We start from the raw sequence: 16955 nt of genomic DNA, 5'->3' as shown, positions 1-16955 counted from the left end.
CGGCAAGTTAAAGCCAGATTAAAAACGGCTTTAACTTGCCCATCCTTTCTCACTGACAACGCTCGCTGCTCTGACTTGCAGCTTGAAGCGTGTAACTTCCCGCTGGAGGAAGCATGACGACTGAATACGACTACATCATCATTGGTGCCGGCTCTGCCGGTAACACCCTGGCAGCCCGTCTGACTGAAGACGAAGGCGTCACCGTGCTGCTGCTTGAAGCAGGCGGCCCGGATTACCGTTTCGATTTCCGCACTCAAATGCCGGCGGCGCTGGCCTTCCCGTTACAAGGCCGCCGTTACAACTGGGCTTTTGAAACCGATCCAGAACCGCACATGGATAACCGCCGCATGGAATGTGGCCGCGGCAAAGGCCTGGGCGGCTCGTCGCTGATCAACGGCATGTGTTACATCCGTGGTAACGCGATGGACTACGACGGCTGGGCAAAAAACCCTGGCCTCGAAGACTGGTCGTATCTGGACTGCTTGCCGTATTTCCGCAAAGCCGAAACCCGTGACATCGGCCCCAACGATTACCACGGTGGCGATGGCCCGGTCAGCGTGACCACGCCTAAACCTGGTAACAATGTGCTGTTCCACGCCATGGTTGAAGCGGGCGTGCAAGCCGGTTACCCACGTACCGAAGACTTGAACGGTTATCAGCAGGAAGGCTTTGGCCCGATGGACCGTACCGTGACGCCTAACGGCCGTCGCGCCAGCACCGCACGCGGTTATCTGGACACGGCCAAGCAGCGCCCGACCCTGAAAATCGTCACCCACGCCCTGACTGACAAGATTGTGTTTGAAGGCAAGCGTGCGGTTGGCGTGCATTACATGATCGGCGACAACCACGTGCGTATCGAAGCCAAGGCGCGCAAGGAAGTGTTGCTGTGCAGCGGCGCCATCGGTTCACCGACCGTGCTGCAACGCTCCGGTGTTGGCCCGGCAGAGCTGCTCAACAGCCTCGATATTCCTGTGGTGCATGACCTGCCGGGCGTGGGCCAGAACTTGCAGGATCACCTTGAGCTGTACCTGCAATACGCCTGCACTCAGCCGGTGTCGCTGTACCCTTCGCTGCTCTGGTACAACCAGCCTGCAATTGGTGCTGAGTGGTTGTTCCTGGGCAAGGGCATTGGCGCGAGCAACCAGTTCGAAGCCGGTGGTTTTATCCGTACTCGCGAAGAGTTCGAGTGGCCGAACATTCAGTACCACTTCCTGCCCGTTGCGATTAACTACAACGGCAGCAATGGTGTGAAAGAGCACGGTTTTCAGGCGCACATGGGTTCCATGCGCTCGCCAAGCCGTGGCCGGGTCAATGTTGTATCCAGAGACCCGCGTGAGTACCCAAGCATTCTGTTCAACTACATGGCTGCCGAGCAGGATTGGCAGGAATTTCGTGACGGCATCCGCCTGACCCGCGAAATCATGCAGCAGCCGGCACTGGACGCTTACCGTGGCCGTGAAATCAGCCCCGGCATCGACAAGCAAACTGATGAAGAGCTCGACACCTTCATTCGCGAGCATGCCGAGACCGCGTTCCACCCGTCTTGCTCGTGCAAAATGGGCACCGATGAGATGGCTGTCGTGGATGGCGAAGGCCGTGTTCACGGGATGCAGGGGTTGCGTGTGGTGGATGCCTCGATCATGCCATTGATCACCACCGGCAACCTGAACGCACCGACGATCATGATCGCCGAGAAAATCGCCGACAAGATCCGTGGTCGCCAACCGCTGCCGCGCAGCACTGCCGACTACTACGTGGCAGGCGATGCACCGGTACGTGGCAAACCGCTGCGTGCTGTGCAATAAGGAACCTGCGTAGCAGTTGACGAGCGGAGCGAGGCTACGTTCGGCGGTGCAGCCGTCGTAAATTCAGCTGACGCGATTCCTCTGATGAATCGCGCTCTCTGGTCTACGGTCGCTTCGCAACCGAACGCAGCCTCGTTCCTTCGGCAGCTGCTACGAATTTTGTGTAATTTTTACTTTCATCTTCCCCTGCTTGCCCCCGCTTGAGCGCAGGCCTAATCTAGTGCCTCGTTTCGCGTAACACCCCCCCGCCCCACCCGACATGCCAGCCTTGCCTGGCCAAGAGGTTTTCTATGTTTGATGTTGTCTCATCCAGCAAATGGCCGACCGGCTTTCTGATTAATCCAAACGCAGAACCTCTCGATCCAAAATGGCTCACCGAATTCAGCAAGATCCCTGCCGCCGCCGTCAGTGACTGTCTGGGCCGCAACGTAGGTGGGCTGGGTCTCAAGCCGTTCCACGGCACGCGCCCGATGTTGGGCAGCGCGCTGACCGTACGGGTTCGCCCCGGCGACAACCTGATGATCCTTAAAGCCATGCAAATGGCTCGCCCCGGCGATGTGCTGGTGATTGACGGCAGTGCCGACCTGACCCGTGCCGTGTTCGGTGGCATCATGCGCGCTATGGCGCTCAAGGCCGGCATTGTCGGTGTGGTGATCAACGGTGCCCTGCGCGACCTCGACGAGTGGCAAACCGGTGAACTGCCGGCCTACGCCATCGGCGGCGTACACCGTGGCCCGAGTACGGATGGTGGCGGTGAAATCAACGTGCCTATTTCGTGTGCAGGCATGTTGGTGATGCCGGGTGACTTGATGATTGGCGACGGTGACGGCGTGGTCGCAGCGTCGCGCAGTGAACTGCCGGAATTACTCAAGCGCTGCCATGATTTGTTGGCCCGTGAACAGGCGACGCTTAAAGCCATTGAAGCGGGCACGCTGGACCCTGACCGTTTTGACGCGATTTTGCGCGCCAAGGGTTGCCCGGTTTAACTGCAAGCCCCTCACCCCAACCCTCTCCCGGAGGGAGAGGGAGCTGATCAGTGGCGTTGCGCGTTTCTGCTTCCGCATTTAGTCCCTCTCCCTCCGGGAGAAGGCTAGGCTGAGGGGGCTTTGATCTGCTTCCGCTTGTAGTCCCCTCTCCCTCTGGGAGAGGGCTAGGGTGAGGGGCTTCTGGTTCTAACAAGGAGGTCTGTGCATGTTCGACTTTTACCCTCAGCTCAAACAGCGCTTTGACGCACTGCGCACCCGGGCCGAGTTTTTCTCCCTTCGCTACGTCAGCGAAGCCGGGCAATACCTGTCAGTGCGCAAGAACGTCGCAGAACCTCCCGCCTTCAAGCACGACCAAGGCGCCATGCTGGCCGTTCGCCTGCGCGGCATTGAAGCTTATGCCGCCACCAACGACCTGTCCCAAACCGGCCTGCAAGCCGCACTGGATCGCGCCGAAGCGCAGGCGCAACTGATTGCCGCACATGCCCTGCTCAACCTGAGCCGGGAGCCGGTGTCCCATGAGCGCGCCGACTATTTTTCACCCCACCTCGATCAAGCCTTCCCGTCGCTGAACCACTGCTTTGATTTGCTGGCCAGCGAGTCCGCTGCGGTGCCCAAGGATGAGCGTCTGGTGAGCTGGGTCGTATCGCTGGGCCTCAACACCGTCGAGCAGATCTACCTCAACAGCGCGGGCGCCGAGTTGCGTCAGGCGCAGCGTTTCGTTTACCCCGGCATGACAGTCACCGGCTATGACGGACAAGACAGCCAGACCCGTAGCCTGGGCCGCGACAACTTTGGCCAGCAAGGCGGCGTAGATGTGATCAGCCGCTGCGGCTTGATCGGCGCTGCCCCGAACGTCGCCGATCAGGCCCTGCAATTGCTATTGGCGCCTAACACGCCAGCGGGCAAACGCGACCTGCTGCTGATGCCCGACCAGATGATTCTGCAAATCCACGAATCCATCGGCCACCCGCTGGAACTGGACCGCATCCTGGGCGACGAGCGCAATTACGCGGGCACCAGTTTTGTCAAAACCAGCGACTTTGGCAGCCTGCAATACGGCTCCAGCCTGCTGAACGTGACCTTCGACCCTGACATCCCGGAGCAACTCGCCAGTTACAGCCATGACGATGACGGCACCCCGGCGCACAAGGAGTTCCTGATTCGCCAAGGGGTATTGCTGCGACCATTGGGCAGCGCCCTGTCGCAGTTCCGCTCGGGCCTCGAAGGCGTGGCCAACAGCCGCGCCAGCAGCTGGAACCGCCCGCCGATTGACCGCATGGCCAACCTCAACATCGAGCCGGGCGATCAATCGATGGATCAGATGATTGGCGGTATCGAAAACGGCATTTTGATGGCCACCAACCGTTCATGGTCAATTGACGACGCGCGCAACAAATTCCAGTTCGGTTGTGAGTGGGGCCAACTGATCGAAAACGGTGAGCTCAAAGGCGTGGTGAAAAACCCCAACTACCGGGGCATTTCCGAGCAGTTCTGGCGAAACCTCAGCGCCGTGGGCGACGCCAGCACCTTCAAGGTGCTCGGTACGCCGAACTGCGGCAAGGGCGAGCCTAACCAGGTGATCCGTGTGGGGCATGCGTCCCCGGCGTGTGTGTTCAGTCAAATCGACGTGTTTGGAGGCGATGCCTGATGAATCCATTAAAGAGTCAGGCCGAGCAGTTCGAGGCGCTGGTGCAGTGGCTACGCGCTGCGATCAAGGCTCCAGAGCAGTTCACCTTGAGCTACGACGCCGAGTCGTCGGAATTTATCCGCTTCAACAAGGCCAAGGTGCGTCAGGCCGGTCAGGTGCAGCAGGCCAGTTTGAGCCTCAAGCTGATCAACGAGGGCCGTCATGCTGACGTGACCATCACCCTGGGCGGTAACCCGGCGGTCGATCAACTGCGATTGGCCCAAGCGCTCAAACAACTGCGCGAGACCTTGCCGCTGCTGCCGACCGACCCGTACCTGCTGCTCAACCCTGAACCTTGGCACAGCCACAAGGTTCAGGATCAGCCGCTGCCCGACACCGCTGCCGTGCTGGACGATATTCGTCGCGCCGCTGACGGCGTCGATTTGGTCGGTTTCTATGCCAGCGGGCCCATCTGCTATGGCTACGCCAGTTCCGAAGGCGCATTCGGCTGGCATCAGGCCAACAGTTTCAACTTCGACTGGAGCCTGTTCCATAGCAATGGCCAAGCCGTCAAAGCCAGCTACGCCGGCGCCGACTGGGACAGCCAGCGCTTCGCCCAACGCATGCAACTGGCGCGCGAACAGTTGGCGTTTCTGGATCGCCCGGTGAAAGCCTTGGCGCCCGGTGAGTACCGCGCCTACCTGGCCCCGGCGGCGTTGGAAGAGGTGATGAGCCTGCTGAGCTTGGGCAGCTTCTCGGCACAGGCGCTGGCCAGTAAAGCCAGCTCGCTGCAAAAACTCTATGCAGGGGACGCTCAGTTAAGCCCGCTGGTGTCATTCGATGAACAGGTCAGCCAGTCGCTGAGCCCGGCCTTTTCCGGCGAAGGCTATCCGCGTCAGGATTTGTCCCTGGTCAAACACGGTAAGGCCAACCAGCAACTCGTCGGTTCGCGCAGTGCTGCCGAGTACGGCCTGCAAGTCAACGGTGCTCCGGAGGGCGAAGCGCCGAGCGCACTGGCGATGGGTGCAGGCACACTGGAACAGGCCGACATTCTCAAGCAATTGGGCACCGGGCTGTACATCAGCAACCTGTGGTACTTGAACTACTCTGACCAGCCCGCGGCACGCCTGACCGGCATGACTCGCTTTGCAACCTTTTGGGTCGAGGACGGCGAGATCAAGGCGCCGGTCAATACCATGCGCTTTGATGACAGCGTCTATAGTCTGCTGGGGTCGCAACTCGAAGCCCTGACGGCCGAACGCGAGTTACTGCTGTCGGCAAGCACCTACGACCAACGCCAGACCGCCTCCAACCTGCTGCCGGGGGCACTGGTTAAACGTATTACTTTGACGTTGTAACGATCTCGTAGCAGCTGCCGCAGGCTGCGTCCGGCGACGTAGTCGTCGTAAATCGATTGCGTAGCCATCCTGTAAAACCGCACTCACAGTTTTTACGATTGCTTCGCAACCGGACGCAGCCTGCGGCAGCTGCTACGAAAATCCGGTTAGCCCAATAACAAAGAGGTCCTATGCCCGCACGTCCGGTTCTCAGTCCTGAAACCCTTCGCTGGTTGCCTTGGGTAGTCGCCATCGCGTTTTTCATGCAGTCGCTTGACGGCACTATCCTCAATACGGCCCTGCCCGACATGGCCCGCGGTCTCGATGAAAACCCGCTGCGCATGCAAGGCGTCATCGTTGCTTACATGCTCACCGTGGCCTTGCTGATCCCGGCCTCCGGCTGGATCGCCGATCGTTTTGGCACCAAAAAAATCTTTTTCAGCGCCATTTTGCTGTTCAGCCTTGGCTCATTATTGTGTGCCGTATCTGGCACCCTCAATGAACTGATCGGCGCTCGGGTGATTCAAGGGCTGGGCGGTGCCCTGATGTTACCGGTCGGGCGGCTGGTGGTGCTCAAGGCGTACCCGCGCTCGGAATTGGTGCGCATCATGGGGTTTATCACCATCCCCGGCCTGCTCGGCCCGCTGATCGGGCCGACGATGGGCGGCTGGATGGTGCAGTACCTGAGCTGGCACTGGATTTTCTTGATCAACCTGCCCGTGGGGGCATTCGGGTGCTGGGCGGTGTGGCACTTTATCCCTGACCTGCGCGGCAACGAGCGTACCCGTTTCGATGCGCTGGGCTTTGTGCTGTTTGGCGCGGCGATGGTGTTTATCACCATTGCCATGGAGGGCTTGGGCGAGCTGCATTTACCGCATTTGCGAGTGATGCTGCTGTTGTTCGCCGGTATGGCCTGCCTGGCCGCTTACTGGTTGCGCGCAGGCAATATCAGTAACCCGCTGTTCTCCCCCGTGCTGTTCAAGACCAAAACCTTTGCCGTGGGTATTCTGGGCAATCTGTTCGCCCGTCTCGGCAGCGGCGCCTTGCCGTTTCTGGTGCCGTTGTTGTTGCAGGTGGCGCTGGGCTATTCACCGTCCCAGGCTGGCATGAGCATGTTGCCGCTGGCTGGCGCGGCAATGCTGGCCAAGTGGGTGGCGCGCCCTCTGATTGAGCGGGCGGGGTATCGCACCGTGCTCACCGTCAATACCTTCGCGCTGGGCATCATGCTGGCCAGCATGGGGCTGGTCACTGAGCACACACCGTACCCGTTGCTGCTGGGGATGCTGGCGGTACTGGGCGCGATCAACTCCTTGCAGTTCACGGCGATGAACACCGTGACCCTGATCGACCTCGATGACGCCAGCGCCAGCAGTGGCAACAGTTTGCTGTCCGTGGTGGCGCAGCTATCGCTGAGTCTGGGGGTGGCCTGTGCCGGTGCCTTGTTGGGCGGATTCACCGGCGGCGGTGGCGGGGATGGCGTTGACACTGTGCTCGGGGCCTTTCAGCTGACCTTCCTGACCGTAGGGGTCATGGCCATGCTGGCGGCGGCGATTTTCCTGCAGCTGTCACCGCAGGACGGACGCAAACCCAAAGCCAACTCAGAGCATGAACTGGAACATTAAGCGGTTTTTTGAAGCGATCTGGATGACATCTCGTCCAGAATCTTCTGGCGAAGGGCACGGGACTGGTACACTGCGCGACATTTTGTTTTGCAGGCCAGTCTCGTGACCACCATTGCCACCGCTTTTAACACTCTGCCTCTGTCCGCCGCCATGCTGGCTAACCTCGACTCCCTCGGTTATGCCCAGATGACGCCGATTCAGGCGCAGAGCTTGCCGGTGATCCTCAAAGGCATGGATCTGATCGCTCAGGCCAAGACCGGCAGCGGCAAGACTGCTGCCTTCGGCATCGGCCTGCTGAACCCGATCAACCCGCGCTTCTTCGGTTGCCAGGCGCTGGTCATCTGCCCGACGCGCGAACTGGCCGACCAGGTCGCCAAAGAAATTCGCCGTCTGGCCCGTGCCGAAGACAACATCAAAGTACTGACCCTGTGTGGTGGTGTGTCGTTCGGCCCGCAAATCGGCTCGCTGGAACACGGCGCGCACATCATTGTCGGCACACCGGGTCGTATCCAGCAGCACTTGCGCAAAGGCTCGCTGGTGCTGGACGGCTTGAACACGCTGGTGCTCGATGAAGCCGACCGCATGCTCGACATGGGTTTCTACGACGCCATCGAAGACATCATCCGTCAAACCCCGGAGCGTCGTCAGACCCTGCTGTTCTCGGCCACTTACCCGGTCGGCATCAAACAGCTGTCGTCCAAGTTCATGCGCAACCCGCAGCAAGTTAAAGCGGAAGCGATGCACACCGACAGCCAGATCGAACAGCGCTTCTACGAGATTTCCCCAGAAGAACGCATGGACGCCGTGACCAAAGTGCTCGCGCATTTCCGTCCGCAATCGTGCGTGGCCTTCTGCTTCACCAAGCAGCAGGTTCAAGAAACGGTCGACCACCTGACCTCCAAAGGCATTTCGGCAGTCGGCCTGCATGGCGATCTGGAACAGCGCGACCGCGATCAGGTGCTGGCAATGTTTGCCAACCGCTCGACATCCGTCCTGGTCGCCACTGACGTGGCGGCACGTGGTCTGGACATCGACGCACTGGACATGGTGATCAACGTCGAACTGGCGCGTGATTCGGAAATCCACATCCACCGTGTTGGCCGTACCGGCCGTGCCGGTGAAAAAGGCATCGCCATCAGCCTGGTTGCACCGTCGGAAGCGCACCGCGCTCAGGCCATTGAACAGCTGCAAAAAGCGCCTCTGAACTGGGAAACGCTGGACACCCTGAAATCTCAGGGTGGCGCGCCGCTGCTGCCTTCCATGAGCACGCTGGTGATTGGTGCCGGTCGTAAAGACAAAGTGCGTCCGGGCGACATTCTCGGTGCTCTGACTGGCGACGCCGGCATCCCCGGCGCTCAGGTCGGCAAAATTGCGATCTTTGATTTCCAGGCCTATGTTGCCGTTGACCGCACCGTGGCCAAACAGGCCGCCCAGCGCTTGAGCGAAGGCAAAATCAAAGGCCGCGTGTTGCGTGTTCGGGTTTTGTAAGACGCTTTAAACGCCCCCTCACCCCAACCCTCTCCCTGAGGGAGAGGGGGCAGATTTATACAACATTCGAAATCACCTCAATCAAGCTACCTCTCCCTTAGGGAGAGGGGGCTGATTTACACAACATTCGAAATCACCTCAATCAAGCTCCCTCTCCCTTAGGGAGAGGGCTGGGGTGAGGGCAGCTTCACCGAGGACATTGCTTTGCGTACCACCGACGTTGTGATTATTGGCGCAGGCGCCGCAGGTTTAATGTGCGCGCTGACCGCCGCCGCACGTGGGCGCTCGGTGATGCTGATCGACCACGCCAACAAGGCCGGGAAAAAAATCCTGATGTCGGGCGGCGGTCGCTGTAACTTCACCAACATGTACACAGAGCCCAACAATTTCCTGTCCCAGAACCCGCACTTCTGCAAGTCGGCCCTGGCCCGCTATACGCAGTGGGACTTTATCGAGATGGTCACCAAGCATGGTGTGCCGTATCACGAGAAGAAACTGGGCCAGCTGTTCTGCGATAACAAATCCAGTGACATCCTTGAGATGCTTCTCGATGAGTGCAAACAGGCGGGCGTCAGCCTGCACCTGGACACCTCGGTTGAGCAGATCGAAAAAACCGACACGGGCTATCGCCTTAACACCACGCTGGGTCAGTTGAATTGCCAGTCACTGGTAATCGCCACCGGCGGTCTATCGATTCCGACCTTGGGCGCGACCGGTTTTGGCTATCAAGTGGCTCGCCAGTTTGGCCACAGCGTGCTGCCCACGCGTGCCGGACTGGTGCCGTTCACCATCACCGACCAGCTCAAAGAGATCTGCACCGAACTCTCCGGCACCTCGGTGGACTGCTTGGTGAGCTGTAACGATCAGAGCTTTCGCGAAAACATCCTGTTCACCCACCGCGGGTTAAGCGGCCCGGCGATTTTGCAAATTTCGTCGTTCTGGAACCCGGGCGACACGGTTGAAATCAACCTGCTGCCGGACCTGGATGCGCTGGAGTGGCTGCACACTCAGCAGGCGGAGCGCCCGAACAGCGAGCTTAAAACCCTGCTGGGTGAAATTTTCACCAAGAAAATGGCCAACCTGTTGGCTGAGCACTGGTTTGTGTCCAAGCCCATGAAGCAGTACACACCGGCTGAACTGGCTGAGGTTGCCGACAAACTGGCGTGCTGGAAAGTTGTGCCCGCCGGAACCGAAGGCTACCGTACGGCCGAAGTTACACTGGGCGGGGTCGATACCCGCGAGGTGTCGTCCAAGACCATGGAATCGCTCAAAAGCCCCGGTTTGTATTTCGTCGGCGAAGTGCTGGATGTGAGTGGGCATCTGGGCGGGTTTAACTTCCAGTGGGCATGGGCCTCGGGCTACGCCGCCGCACAGTTTGTGTAACATCCTGTAATAGCCAAAAATATTTTGCAGCGGATGTGAACAGTGTCATTGCACTGTCGTCATAACTGGCTCAATTTAGCGAATCGACTCGCAAGGCACCGCCACTTCATGTCATCGAAAAGCGTTAGTCACTCCCTGCGCCGCCTGTGGGCGCGGGACAAGTTCAGTTACAGCGTTCGTGTGTTTATCGCTTTGACCGGCAGCATGGCTTTTTGCTGGTATCAAGACGAGATGTCGCTGTTGATCCCACTGTTTCTGGGGATCATCGCCAGCGCGCTGTCCGAGACTGATGACAGCTGGCAAGGCCGCCTGAATGCATTGCTGGTCACGTTGGTGTGTTTCAGTGCTTCGGCGTTTACGGTCGAATTGCTCTTCCCTTATCCACTGCTGATGGTTTGCGCACTCGCGCTGGCCGCCTTTGCCCTGACCATGCTCGGTGCAGTGGGCGAACGCTATGGTGCGATTGCCTCGGCCACCCTGATTCTGGCTGTCTACACCATGATCGGGGTCGATCAGCGCGGTGGGCAAGTCACCGATTTTTGGCACGAGCCGCTGCTGCTGGTGGCAGGGGCCGCCTGGTACGGGCTGCTGTCAGTGCTGTGGCAAGCGCTGTTCTCCAATCAGCCGGTGCAGCAAAGCCTGGCGCGGTTGTTCTGGGAACTGGGCCTGTACCTGAAAATCAAATCCTCGTTGTTTGAGCCCATCCGCAACATGGATATCGAGGCCGGACGACTGGAGCTGGCGCAACAAAACGGCAAAGTCGTGGCTGCGCTCAATACCGCCAAAGAAATCATTTTGCACCGTGTCGGCAACTCGCGGCCGGGCTCCAAGCTGAGCCGTTACCTCAAGCTTTACTTCCTCGCCCAGGACATCCACGAGCGTGCCAGTTCGTCGCATTACCCGTATAACGCGCTGGCCGATGCGTTTTTCCACAGCGATGTGATGTTCCGTTGCCAGCGCCTGCTGCGCCAGCAAGGCGTCGCCTGCCAGCGACTGTCGGAGTCGATCAAGCTGCGCCAGCCCTTCGTCTATGACGACAGCTTTGCCGAAGCCTTGGGCGACTTGCACGCCTCGCTCGAACACTTGCGCATTCAAAGCAACCCGGCCTGGCGCGGGCTGTTGCGTTCGCTGCGGGCGCTGGCCGCAAACCTCGCAACCCTCGACCGGTTACTCAGCGATGCAAGCAATCCTGACACGTTGGCTGATGCCACCGACAGCAGCCTGCTGGATCGCTCACCGCGTAACCTGAAGGATGTCTGGTCGCGCTTGCGCCAGCACCTGACACCCACCTCACTGATTTTTCGCCACGCGCTGCGTTTGCCGCTGGCCCTGAGCATCGGTTTTGCGATGGTGCACTGGATTCACCCCAGCCAAGGCTACTGGATCATCCTGACCACCCTGTTTGTCTGCTCACCCAGCTACGGCGCGACACGGCGCAAGTTCAGCCAGCGCATCATCGGCACCGCCATCGGCCTGGCCGTGGGGTGGGCGCTGTTCGACCTGTTCCCCAACCCGCTGGTGCAGTCAATGTTTGCGGTGGTGGCCGGGGTGGTGTTCTTCATCAACCGCACCACGCGCTACACCTTGAGCACCGCGGCGATCACGCTGATGATTCTGTTTTGCTTCAATCAGGTGGGCGATGGTTACGGCTTGTTTCTGCCAAGGCTGTTCGACACCCTGGTAGGGAGCGTCATTGCCGCAGCCGCCGTGTTCCTGTTCCTGCCCGACTGGCAAGGGCGCCGCTTGAACAAGGTGCTGGCCAATACCTTAAGTTGTAACAGCCAGTATCTGCGTCAGATCATGCATCAATACGCGCAAGGCAAAAGTGACGATCTGGCCTATCGACTGGCTCGACGCAACGCCCACAACGCCGACGCGGCGCTGTCGACCACACTGGCCAATATGCTGATGGAGCCAGGGCACTTCCGTAAGGATGCCGACATGGGCTTTCGCTTTTTAGTGCTCTCGCACACGCTGCTCAATTACCTGTCCGGCCTGGGCGCGCACCGTGACGCCCAGTTGCCAGCGGAGGTTCGCGAGCACCTGATCGAAGGCGCCGGACGTAAAATTGCCGACAGCATCGACCTGATCGCGCACGGCCTGAACACCAAACACCCTGTTGCCGTACAAAGTGATGACGAAGAGGCGTTGGCCAACGAACTTGAGCAAATGCCCGATGACATCGATGAAAACCAGCGTCTGGTGCAAACCCAACTGGCGCTGATTTGCCGCCAGCTTGGCCCCTTACGCACACTTGCAGCGCACTTGATCAAAGCGCCTTAAACCTTGGCGAGAACAAAGATGACGCCTACTATCGCAGTCATCGTTTCTATAACAAGGATAAGACTGTGAAGACCGACTGGCTGTGCAAACACCACAACGACCTGGGCAAAGAGCAGCTTTATGCCATCCTCGAACTGCGTTCAAAAGTCTTTGTGGTTGAACAAAAGTGCGCGTATCAAGACGTTGACGGGCAAGACCTCACAGGCGACACCCTGCATCTGATGGGCTGGCAAGAAGATGAGCTGGTGGCGTATGCACGCCTGCTCGACCCGGAATCACAGGGCGGTGACGTGGTCATTGGCCGCGTGATCGTTGCCCCCGACGGCCGAGGGCAAAAGCTGGGGCATACACTCATGTCCAAAGCACTGGAAAACATCGAAGAGTACTGGCCGGGGATGCCGATTTTCATGTCCGCTCAAACGTACCTGACGCCGTTCTATGAGCGCTACGAATTCGTCACTGCCGGCGATCCCTACCTTGAAGATGGCATTGAGCACATCGGCATGCGCCGTGCCGAGACGATTCAGGGATAACCCAGGACCTGCTTGATCTGGGCGACATGTTCGCCCACCCAGGCCTTGTCAATCGGGCCCCAGCTGCGAATCTGATAGCGTCCGGCATGATTACGGGCGCCATCCTGCTGCTCGAACTCGCAGACCATATCCAGATCGGCCAAGGCGGCAATGGTGTCTTGAGCTGTGCGGCGCGGCATACCGGTGACCTCGGTCAGCGCCGGTACACTGCTGGCGATTTGACTATCAATTAACCAGGCCACATACAAACGCCGGTAGAAACTGCTTTTGGTTTTGCTGACGTCCATCACACGCTCCCTATGAATACTATTTGCCTTGCATATCCCGCCACGTGAGATACACCCGCAGGTCAAACTCCAGCTGGTGATAACCCGGCAGCATGTATTCGCACAATTTATAAAACGCCTTGTTGTGGTCCGACTCTTTGAGATGCGCCAACTCGTGGACAACGATCATCTTTAAAAACTCGGGCGCGGCGTCTTTGAATAACGATGCCACGCGCAGCTCTTTCTTGGATTTGAGCTTGGCACCCTGTACCCGCGAAATGGTGGTGTGCAGCCCCAGCGCGCGATGAGTCAGGTCAAGGCGATTATCGAACAGCACCTTATCGAAAGAGGGCGCGTTACGCAGGTGTTCCTGTTTAAGTTCCAGCGCGTAGGCGTACAAGGCTTTGTCGCTTTGCACGGCGTGACGTTGTGGATAACGCTCACTCAAGTAACTGCCCAATTGATCGCGCTCAATTAATTGGCGTACTTGATCCTGTAAGGTCTGGGGATAAGCCTGAAGGTATTTGAGGGCATTCATGAGGCGCAACGCTACAGCGTAAAAGGTCGACAGTGTAGCGAATTTGAGATTTAAGTGGTGCCACTACTGTTACTGGCTACCCGCTACGCTTTATAAAGAAGTCCCTTCCAAGCCTTGGTTTAGACCCTTCGAACGGGTTTTATGCCTGTAAGTGCCCATAATTTGAGGCTCGTAATGATCGATTTGGCTACCTGGAATTTAAGCGTTCCTGTCGGCAATCCTCCCGCGACCATCACTACCCCGCAGTTGCTCAACGGTTATAAGAACAACTATTTCCATTCACACACAGGCACCTTGTTTTTCTGGGCTCCCGTGACCGGCAGCAAAACCGAAAATGCCATCTACCCGCGCAGCGAATTACGTGAAACCCGCTCGGACGGCGCCTTGCGTAACTGGCTCTACACCGCCTCCGACAACTTTTTGAATGCCACGCTGACCGTCAATCAGGTGCCCTCCTCGGGCAAGGTGGTCATCGGGCAAATTCATGCCTTCCAGAGCACACAACCCATGCTCAAGCTTGAATACCAATACAAGGCCAGTAAAGGCAGTGGCAGTCTGGTCGCCAAAGTACGCCTTCGTCCCCATGAAAACTCCCGCGTCGTGACCATCGCCGAAAATGTTCCCTTGGGCAAAAGCTTTACCTACGTGATCAACCTCACCCCCAGTGGCACCTTGAAGATAAAGGCCGCCAATAAACTGTGGGCACGGGATATCAGTGCAACCTGGCGTACCAAACCGCTTTACTTCAAGGCAGGCGCTTACGTGCAGGACAACACAGGAAACAGCAGGGAAGGCGCGCAGGTCACGTTCAGCAAACTGGATATTGACCACAACAAACTCTGAGAAACGCGCAGCAAAGTCAGACGTTTATCCTGAAAAAAGCAGGATGCTTCCGAGAAAGTGCGTTCACCTCAAGCTCGGCTTGCGGCATGGAAAGTCACGGGGCTATCTTCTGGAGTCGCCGTGGCCTCTGGCTCAAATGATGATCCCCGTGGAGAACACATGAAAGCTTCCAAGCCAAAACGCCCTCGGCGCGATGATCATAAACACGATGAAGCCACTCGGCGCATTCTGGATGATCTGAGCGCCAATCCTCCTCGCATTGATACGCTCCTACCGACTCAAGCGCAGCCCGTCGGTGCGCAATCACCTTTTGCCGTATTGGCGGATGTCAGTGCTCTGGCGGCCTTGCAGCACATCTCGATCCTGCTTAAAAGCGCCGAAGAAGTGTCCGATGAAATCACCGAGCGGGGCAGCGGTCTGGAGCGCGGGCTGGTGTGGTCGCTGGTGCATTCGGTAGAGATGTCGCGCTCACTGGTGAATGCCTTGCTCCGGGGCAACGGCATAGACCCGCAACAACAGCCCTCACCCTAACCCTCTCCCAGAGGGAGAGGGGACTGATTGGGGGATATTGACGCTTGTTAGCAATAGCTGAATTGGCCACTGAATCCATGTTTGTCATGGATGAACGTTACAACTCGCTCAGTCCCCTCTCCCTCCGGGAGAGGCGTGGTGAGGGGTTTTCTGAAAGCCACAAAAAAACCCGCATCTCTGCGGGTTTTTTTGAAGCGCCAGGTCTTAGTTGACCTTGGCGTTCAGCTCACCTTTGAGGTAACGCTGGTACATGGCTTCGAGGGAGATCGGCTTGATCTTCGAAGCATTGCCTGCGGTGCCGAACGCTTCATAACGAGCGATACACACGTCACGCATGGCAGTCACGGTTGCGCCGAAGAACTTGCGTGGGTCGAACTCGCTTGGGTTGGTGGCCATCAGGCGGCGCATGGCGCCAGTCGATGCCAGGCGCAGGTCAGTGTCGATGTTGACCTTACGCACGCCGTGCTTGATGCCTTCCACGATTTCTTCTACCGGCACACCGTAGGTTTCTTTGATGTCGCCGCCGTATTCGTTGATGATCTTCAGCCACTCTTGTGGCACCGAAGACGAACCGTGCATCACCAGGTGAGTGTTCGGAATACGCTTGTGGATTTCTTTGATACGGTCGATGGCCAACACGTCGCCAGTAGGTGGCTTGGTGAACTTGTAAGCGCCGTGCGACGTACCGATGGCAATCGCCAGAGCATCCACTTGGGTGCGCTTGACGAAGTCAGCGGCTTCTTCCGGGTCGGTCAGCATCTGGCTGTGATCCAGAACGCCTTCGGCACCGATACCGTCTTCTTCGCCAGCCATGCCGGTTTCCAGAGAACCCAGGCAACCCAGCTCGCCTTCAACCGATACACCGCAAGCGTGCGCCAGAGCAACGGTTTGCTGCGTCACACGAACGTTGTAGTCATAGTCGGTTGGGGTCTTGCCGTCTTCACCCAGCGAGCCGTCCATCATCACCGAGCTGAAGCCCAGTTGGATGGAACGCTGGCACACGTCAGGGCTGGTGCCGTGGTCCTGGTGCATGCACACCGGAATATGCGGGAATTCTTCGATGGCAGCCAGGATCAAGTGGCGCAGGAAAGGAGCACCTGCGTACTTGCGCGCACCGGCCGAGGCCTGAACGATCACCGGAGAGTCAGTCTTGTCAGCGGCTTCCATGATGGCGCGCATCTGCTCAAGGTTGTTGACGTTGAAAGCTGGAACGCCGTAACCGAATTCGGCGGCGTGGTCCAACATCTGGCGCATGCTAATAAGTGCCATGGTACGTATCTCTCCCGGACGAGGGTCGTTAATCGTGCAAGCCTGCCGTAGCGGCGGCTGCTATTCAAGTTATTGCAGATCGGGGGTTAGCCGACTGCGGGCATTCATCATCTGTAGCCGCTGCCGAAGGCTGCGATAGGTTCGCAGAACCTTCGCTTTTCAAAAGCGCGAACCCTGCGGGCTCGATCGCAGCCTACGCCAGCGGCTACCGGTATTAAGGCGTTACGGACACCCACGCTCTTTGGAAGGTTGGGGTGTCTCGTATTTTTCCAGCGCTTCAGGCCCTGATCGCTTATTGACCAGTGGCACGCTCTGCGCCTGCCAGTCTGCCTGGTAGCAGCCGCTCTCTTCGGGCGTAGCCGCTTCGGGCGACGGTTCTGGTGAACCGGCACAACCGGCCAAAAAGCCCGCAATCATTAACAGCGGTAACGCCTTGACCATGTC

Annotated in this window: 15 protein-coding genes; 11 read left to right on the top strand and 4 right to left on the bottom strand. The window is 58.5% G+C overall.

Going from position 1 to position 16955, the window contains the following annotated elements:
* The first annotated feature begins 113 nt into the window (after positions 1-113).
* The 9 genes from betA (at position 114) to FJD38_RS14475 (ending at position 13064) form a co-directional block, all read left to right on the top strand.
* The gene (betA, locus tag FJD38_RS14515) at positions 114-1805 is read left to right on the top strand and encodes a choline dehydrogenase (protein ID WP_122785429.1); all 1692 of its coding nucleotides are present in this window, start codon (positions 114-116) and stop codon (positions 1803-1805) included.
* Between the two features lie 290 nt (positions 1806-2095).
* Positions 2096-2791 (top strand): RraA family protein, encoded by a 696-nt coding sequence (locus FJD38_RS14510; RefSeq protein WP_122785430.1) that lies wholly within the window; start codon positions 2096-2098, stop codon positions 2789-2791.
* 205 nt (positions 2792-2996) lie between these two features.
* The gene (locus FJD38_RS14505) at positions 2997-4439 is read left to right on the top strand and encodes a TldD/PmbA family protein (protein WP_146385902.1); all 1443 of its coding nucleotides are present in this window, start codon (positions 2997-2999) and stop codon (positions 4437-4439) included.
* Positions 4439-5776 (top strand): TldD/PmbA family protein, encoded by a 1338-nt coding sequence (locus tag FJD38_RS14500; RefSeq protein ID WP_146385900.1) that lies wholly within the window; start codon positions 4439-4441, stop codon positions 5774-5776. The genes FJD38_RS14505 and FJD38_RS14500 overlap by 1 nt, the downstream gene beginning before the upstream one ends.
* Positions 5777-5946: 170 nt before the next feature.
* The gene (gene mdtD / locus FJD38_RS14495; protein WP_122785433.1) at positions 5947-7377 is read left to right on the top strand and encodes a multidrug transporter subunit MdtD; all 1431 of its coding nucleotides are present in this window, start codon (positions 5947-5949) and stop codon (positions 7375-7377) included.
* 150 nt (positions 7378-7527) lie between these two features.
* Positions 7528-8865, top strand: a complete 1338-nt coding sequence (gene dbpA / locus FJD38_RS14490; RefSeq protein ID WP_233609082.1) for an ATP-dependent RNA helicase DbpA — start codon at positions 7528-7530, stop codon at positions 8863-8865.
* A gap of 204 nt (positions 8866-9069) precedes the next feature.
* Entirely contained in the window at positions 9070-10248 is a 1179-nt protein-coding gene (locus tag FJD38_RS14485; protein ID WP_146385899.1) for a BaiN/RdsA family NAD(P)/FAD-dependent oxidoreductase, read from the top strand.
* Positions 10249-10356: 108 nt separating this feature from the next.
* Positions 10357-12531, top strand: a complete 2175-nt coding sequence (gene yccS / locus FJD38_RS14480; RefSeq protein ID WP_122785436.1) for a YccS family putative transporter — start codon at positions 10357-10359, stop codon at positions 12529-12531.
* 65 nt (positions 12532-12596) lie between these two features.
* On the top strand, positions 12597-13064 hold the full coding sequence (locus FJD38_RS14475) for a GNAT family N-acetyltransferase (RefSeq protein ID WP_122785437.1): 468 nt from the start codon (positions 12597-12599) through the stop codon (positions 13062-13064).
* Here the strand turns inward: FJD38_RS14475 and FJD38_RS14470 are convergent.
* Positions 13055-13351, bottom strand: a complete 297-nt coding sequence (locus tag FJD38_RS14470; protein WP_122785438.1) for a winged helix-turn-helix domain-containing protein — start codon at positions 13349-13351, stop codon at positions 13055-13057. The genes FJD38_RS14475 and FJD38_RS14470 overlap by 10 nt on opposite strands.
* 19 nt (positions 13352-13370) lie before the next feature.
* Positions 13371-13868: a M48 family metallopeptidase gene (locus FJD38_RS14465; RefSeq protein ID WP_146385897.1), complete on the bottom strand. Its 498-nt coding sequence runs from the start codon at positions 13866-13868 to the stop codon at positions 13371-13373.
* A 174-nt stretch (positions 13869-14042) separates the two neighbouring features.
* On the opposite strand from FJD38_RS14465, the gene FJD38_RS14460 reads away from it, so the two are divergent.
* Both FJD38_RS14460 and FJD38_RS14455 read left to right on the top strand, forming a co-directional pair.
* The gene (locus FJD38_RS14460) at positions 14043-14711 is read left to right on the top strand and encodes a polysaccharide lyase family 7 protein (RefSeq protein ID WP_122785440.1); all 669 of its coding nucleotides are present in this window, start codon (positions 14043-14045) and stop codon (positions 14709-14711) included.
* 159 nt (positions 14712-14870) lie between these two features.
* Positions 14871-15242, top strand: a complete 372-nt coding sequence (locus FJD38_RS14455) for a hypothetical protein (protein ID WP_122785441.1) — start codon at positions 14871-14873, stop codon at positions 15240-15242.
* Positions 15243-15446: 204 nt separating this feature from the next.
* On the opposite strand, the gene fba is transcribed toward FJD38_RS14455, so the two are convergent.
* Both fba and FJD38_RS14445 read right to left on the bottom strand, forming a co-directional pair.
* A complete protein-coding gene (fba, locus tag FJD38_RS14450; protein ID WP_047278209.1) occupies positions 15447-16511 on the bottom strand; it encodes a class II fructose-bisphosphate aldolase in 1065 nt (354 codons plus the stop codon).
* A gap of 222 nt (positions 16512-16733) precedes the next feature.
* Positions 16734-16952, bottom strand: a complete 219-nt coding sequence (locus tag FJD38_RS14445) for a hypothetical protein (RefSeq protein WP_122785544.1) — start codon at positions 16950-16952, stop codon at positions 16734-16736.
* Between the last annotated feature and the right edge of the window lie 3 nt (positions 16953-16955).

Origin of the sequence: Pseudomonas saxonica (assembly GCF_007858365.1) — a bacterium.
Lineage (GTDB): Bacteria > Pseudomonadota > Gammaproteobacteria > Pseudomonadales > Pseudomonadaceae > Aquipseudomonas > Aquipseudomonas saxonica.
This window is presented reverse-complemented; position numbering and strand designations above follow the sequence as displayed.

Excerpts from the sequence above, each read along its gene's own strand:
- FJD38_RS14470 (WP_122785438.1), bottom strand. The coding sequence starts at position 13,351 with ATGGACGTCAGCAAAACCAAAAGCAGTTTCTACCGGCGTTTGTATGTG.
- fba (WP_047278209.1), bottom strand. The coding sequence starts at position 16,511 with ATGGCACTTATTAGCATGCGCCAGATGTTGGACCACGCCGCCGAATTC.
- FJD38_RS14460 (WP_122785440.1), top strand. The coding sequence starts at position 14,043 with ATGATCGATTTGGCTACCTGGAATTTAAGCGTTCCTGTCGGCAATCCT.
- mdtD (WP_122785433.1), top strand. The coding sequence starts at position 5,947 with ATGCCCGCACGTCCGGTTCTCAGTCCTGAAACCCTTCGCTGGTTGCCT.
- FJD38_RS14500 (WP_146385900.1), top strand. The coding sequence starts at position 4,439 with ATGAATCCATTAAAGAGTCAGGCCGAGCAGTTCGAGGCGCTGGTGCAG.
- FJD38_RS14465 (WP_146385897.1), bottom strand. The coding sequence starts at position 13,868 with ATGAATGCCCTCAAATACCTTCAGGCTTATCCCCAGACCTTACAGGAT.
- betA (WP_122785429.1), top strand. The coding sequence starts at position 114 with ATGACGACTGAATACGACTACATCATCATTGGTGCCGGCTCTGCCGGT.
- FJD38_RS14505 (WP_146385902.1), top strand. The coding sequence starts at position 2,997 with ATGTTCGACTTTTACCCTCAGCTCAAACAGCGCTTTGACGCACTGCGC.
- FJD38_RS14510 (WP_122785430.1), top strand. The coding sequence starts at position 2,096 with ATGTTTGATGTTGTCTCATCCAGCAAATGGCCGACCGGCTTTCTGATT.
- yccS (WP_122785436.1), top strand. The coding sequence starts at position 10,357 with ATGTCATCGAAAAGCGTTAGTCACTCCCTGCGCCGCCTGTGGGCGCGG.
- FJD38_RS14445 (WP_122785544.1), bottom strand. The coding sequence starts at position 16,952 with ATGGTCAAGGCGTTACCGCTGTTAATGATTGCGGGCTTTTTGGCCGGT.
- dbpA (WP_233609082.1), top strand. The coding sequence starts at position 7,528 with ATGCTGGCTAACCTCGACTCCCTCGGTTATGCCCAGATGACGCCGATT.
- FJD38_RS14455 (WP_122785441.1), top strand. The coding sequence starts at position 14,871 with ATGAAAGCTTCCAAGCCAAAACGCCCTCGGCGCGATGATCATAAACAC.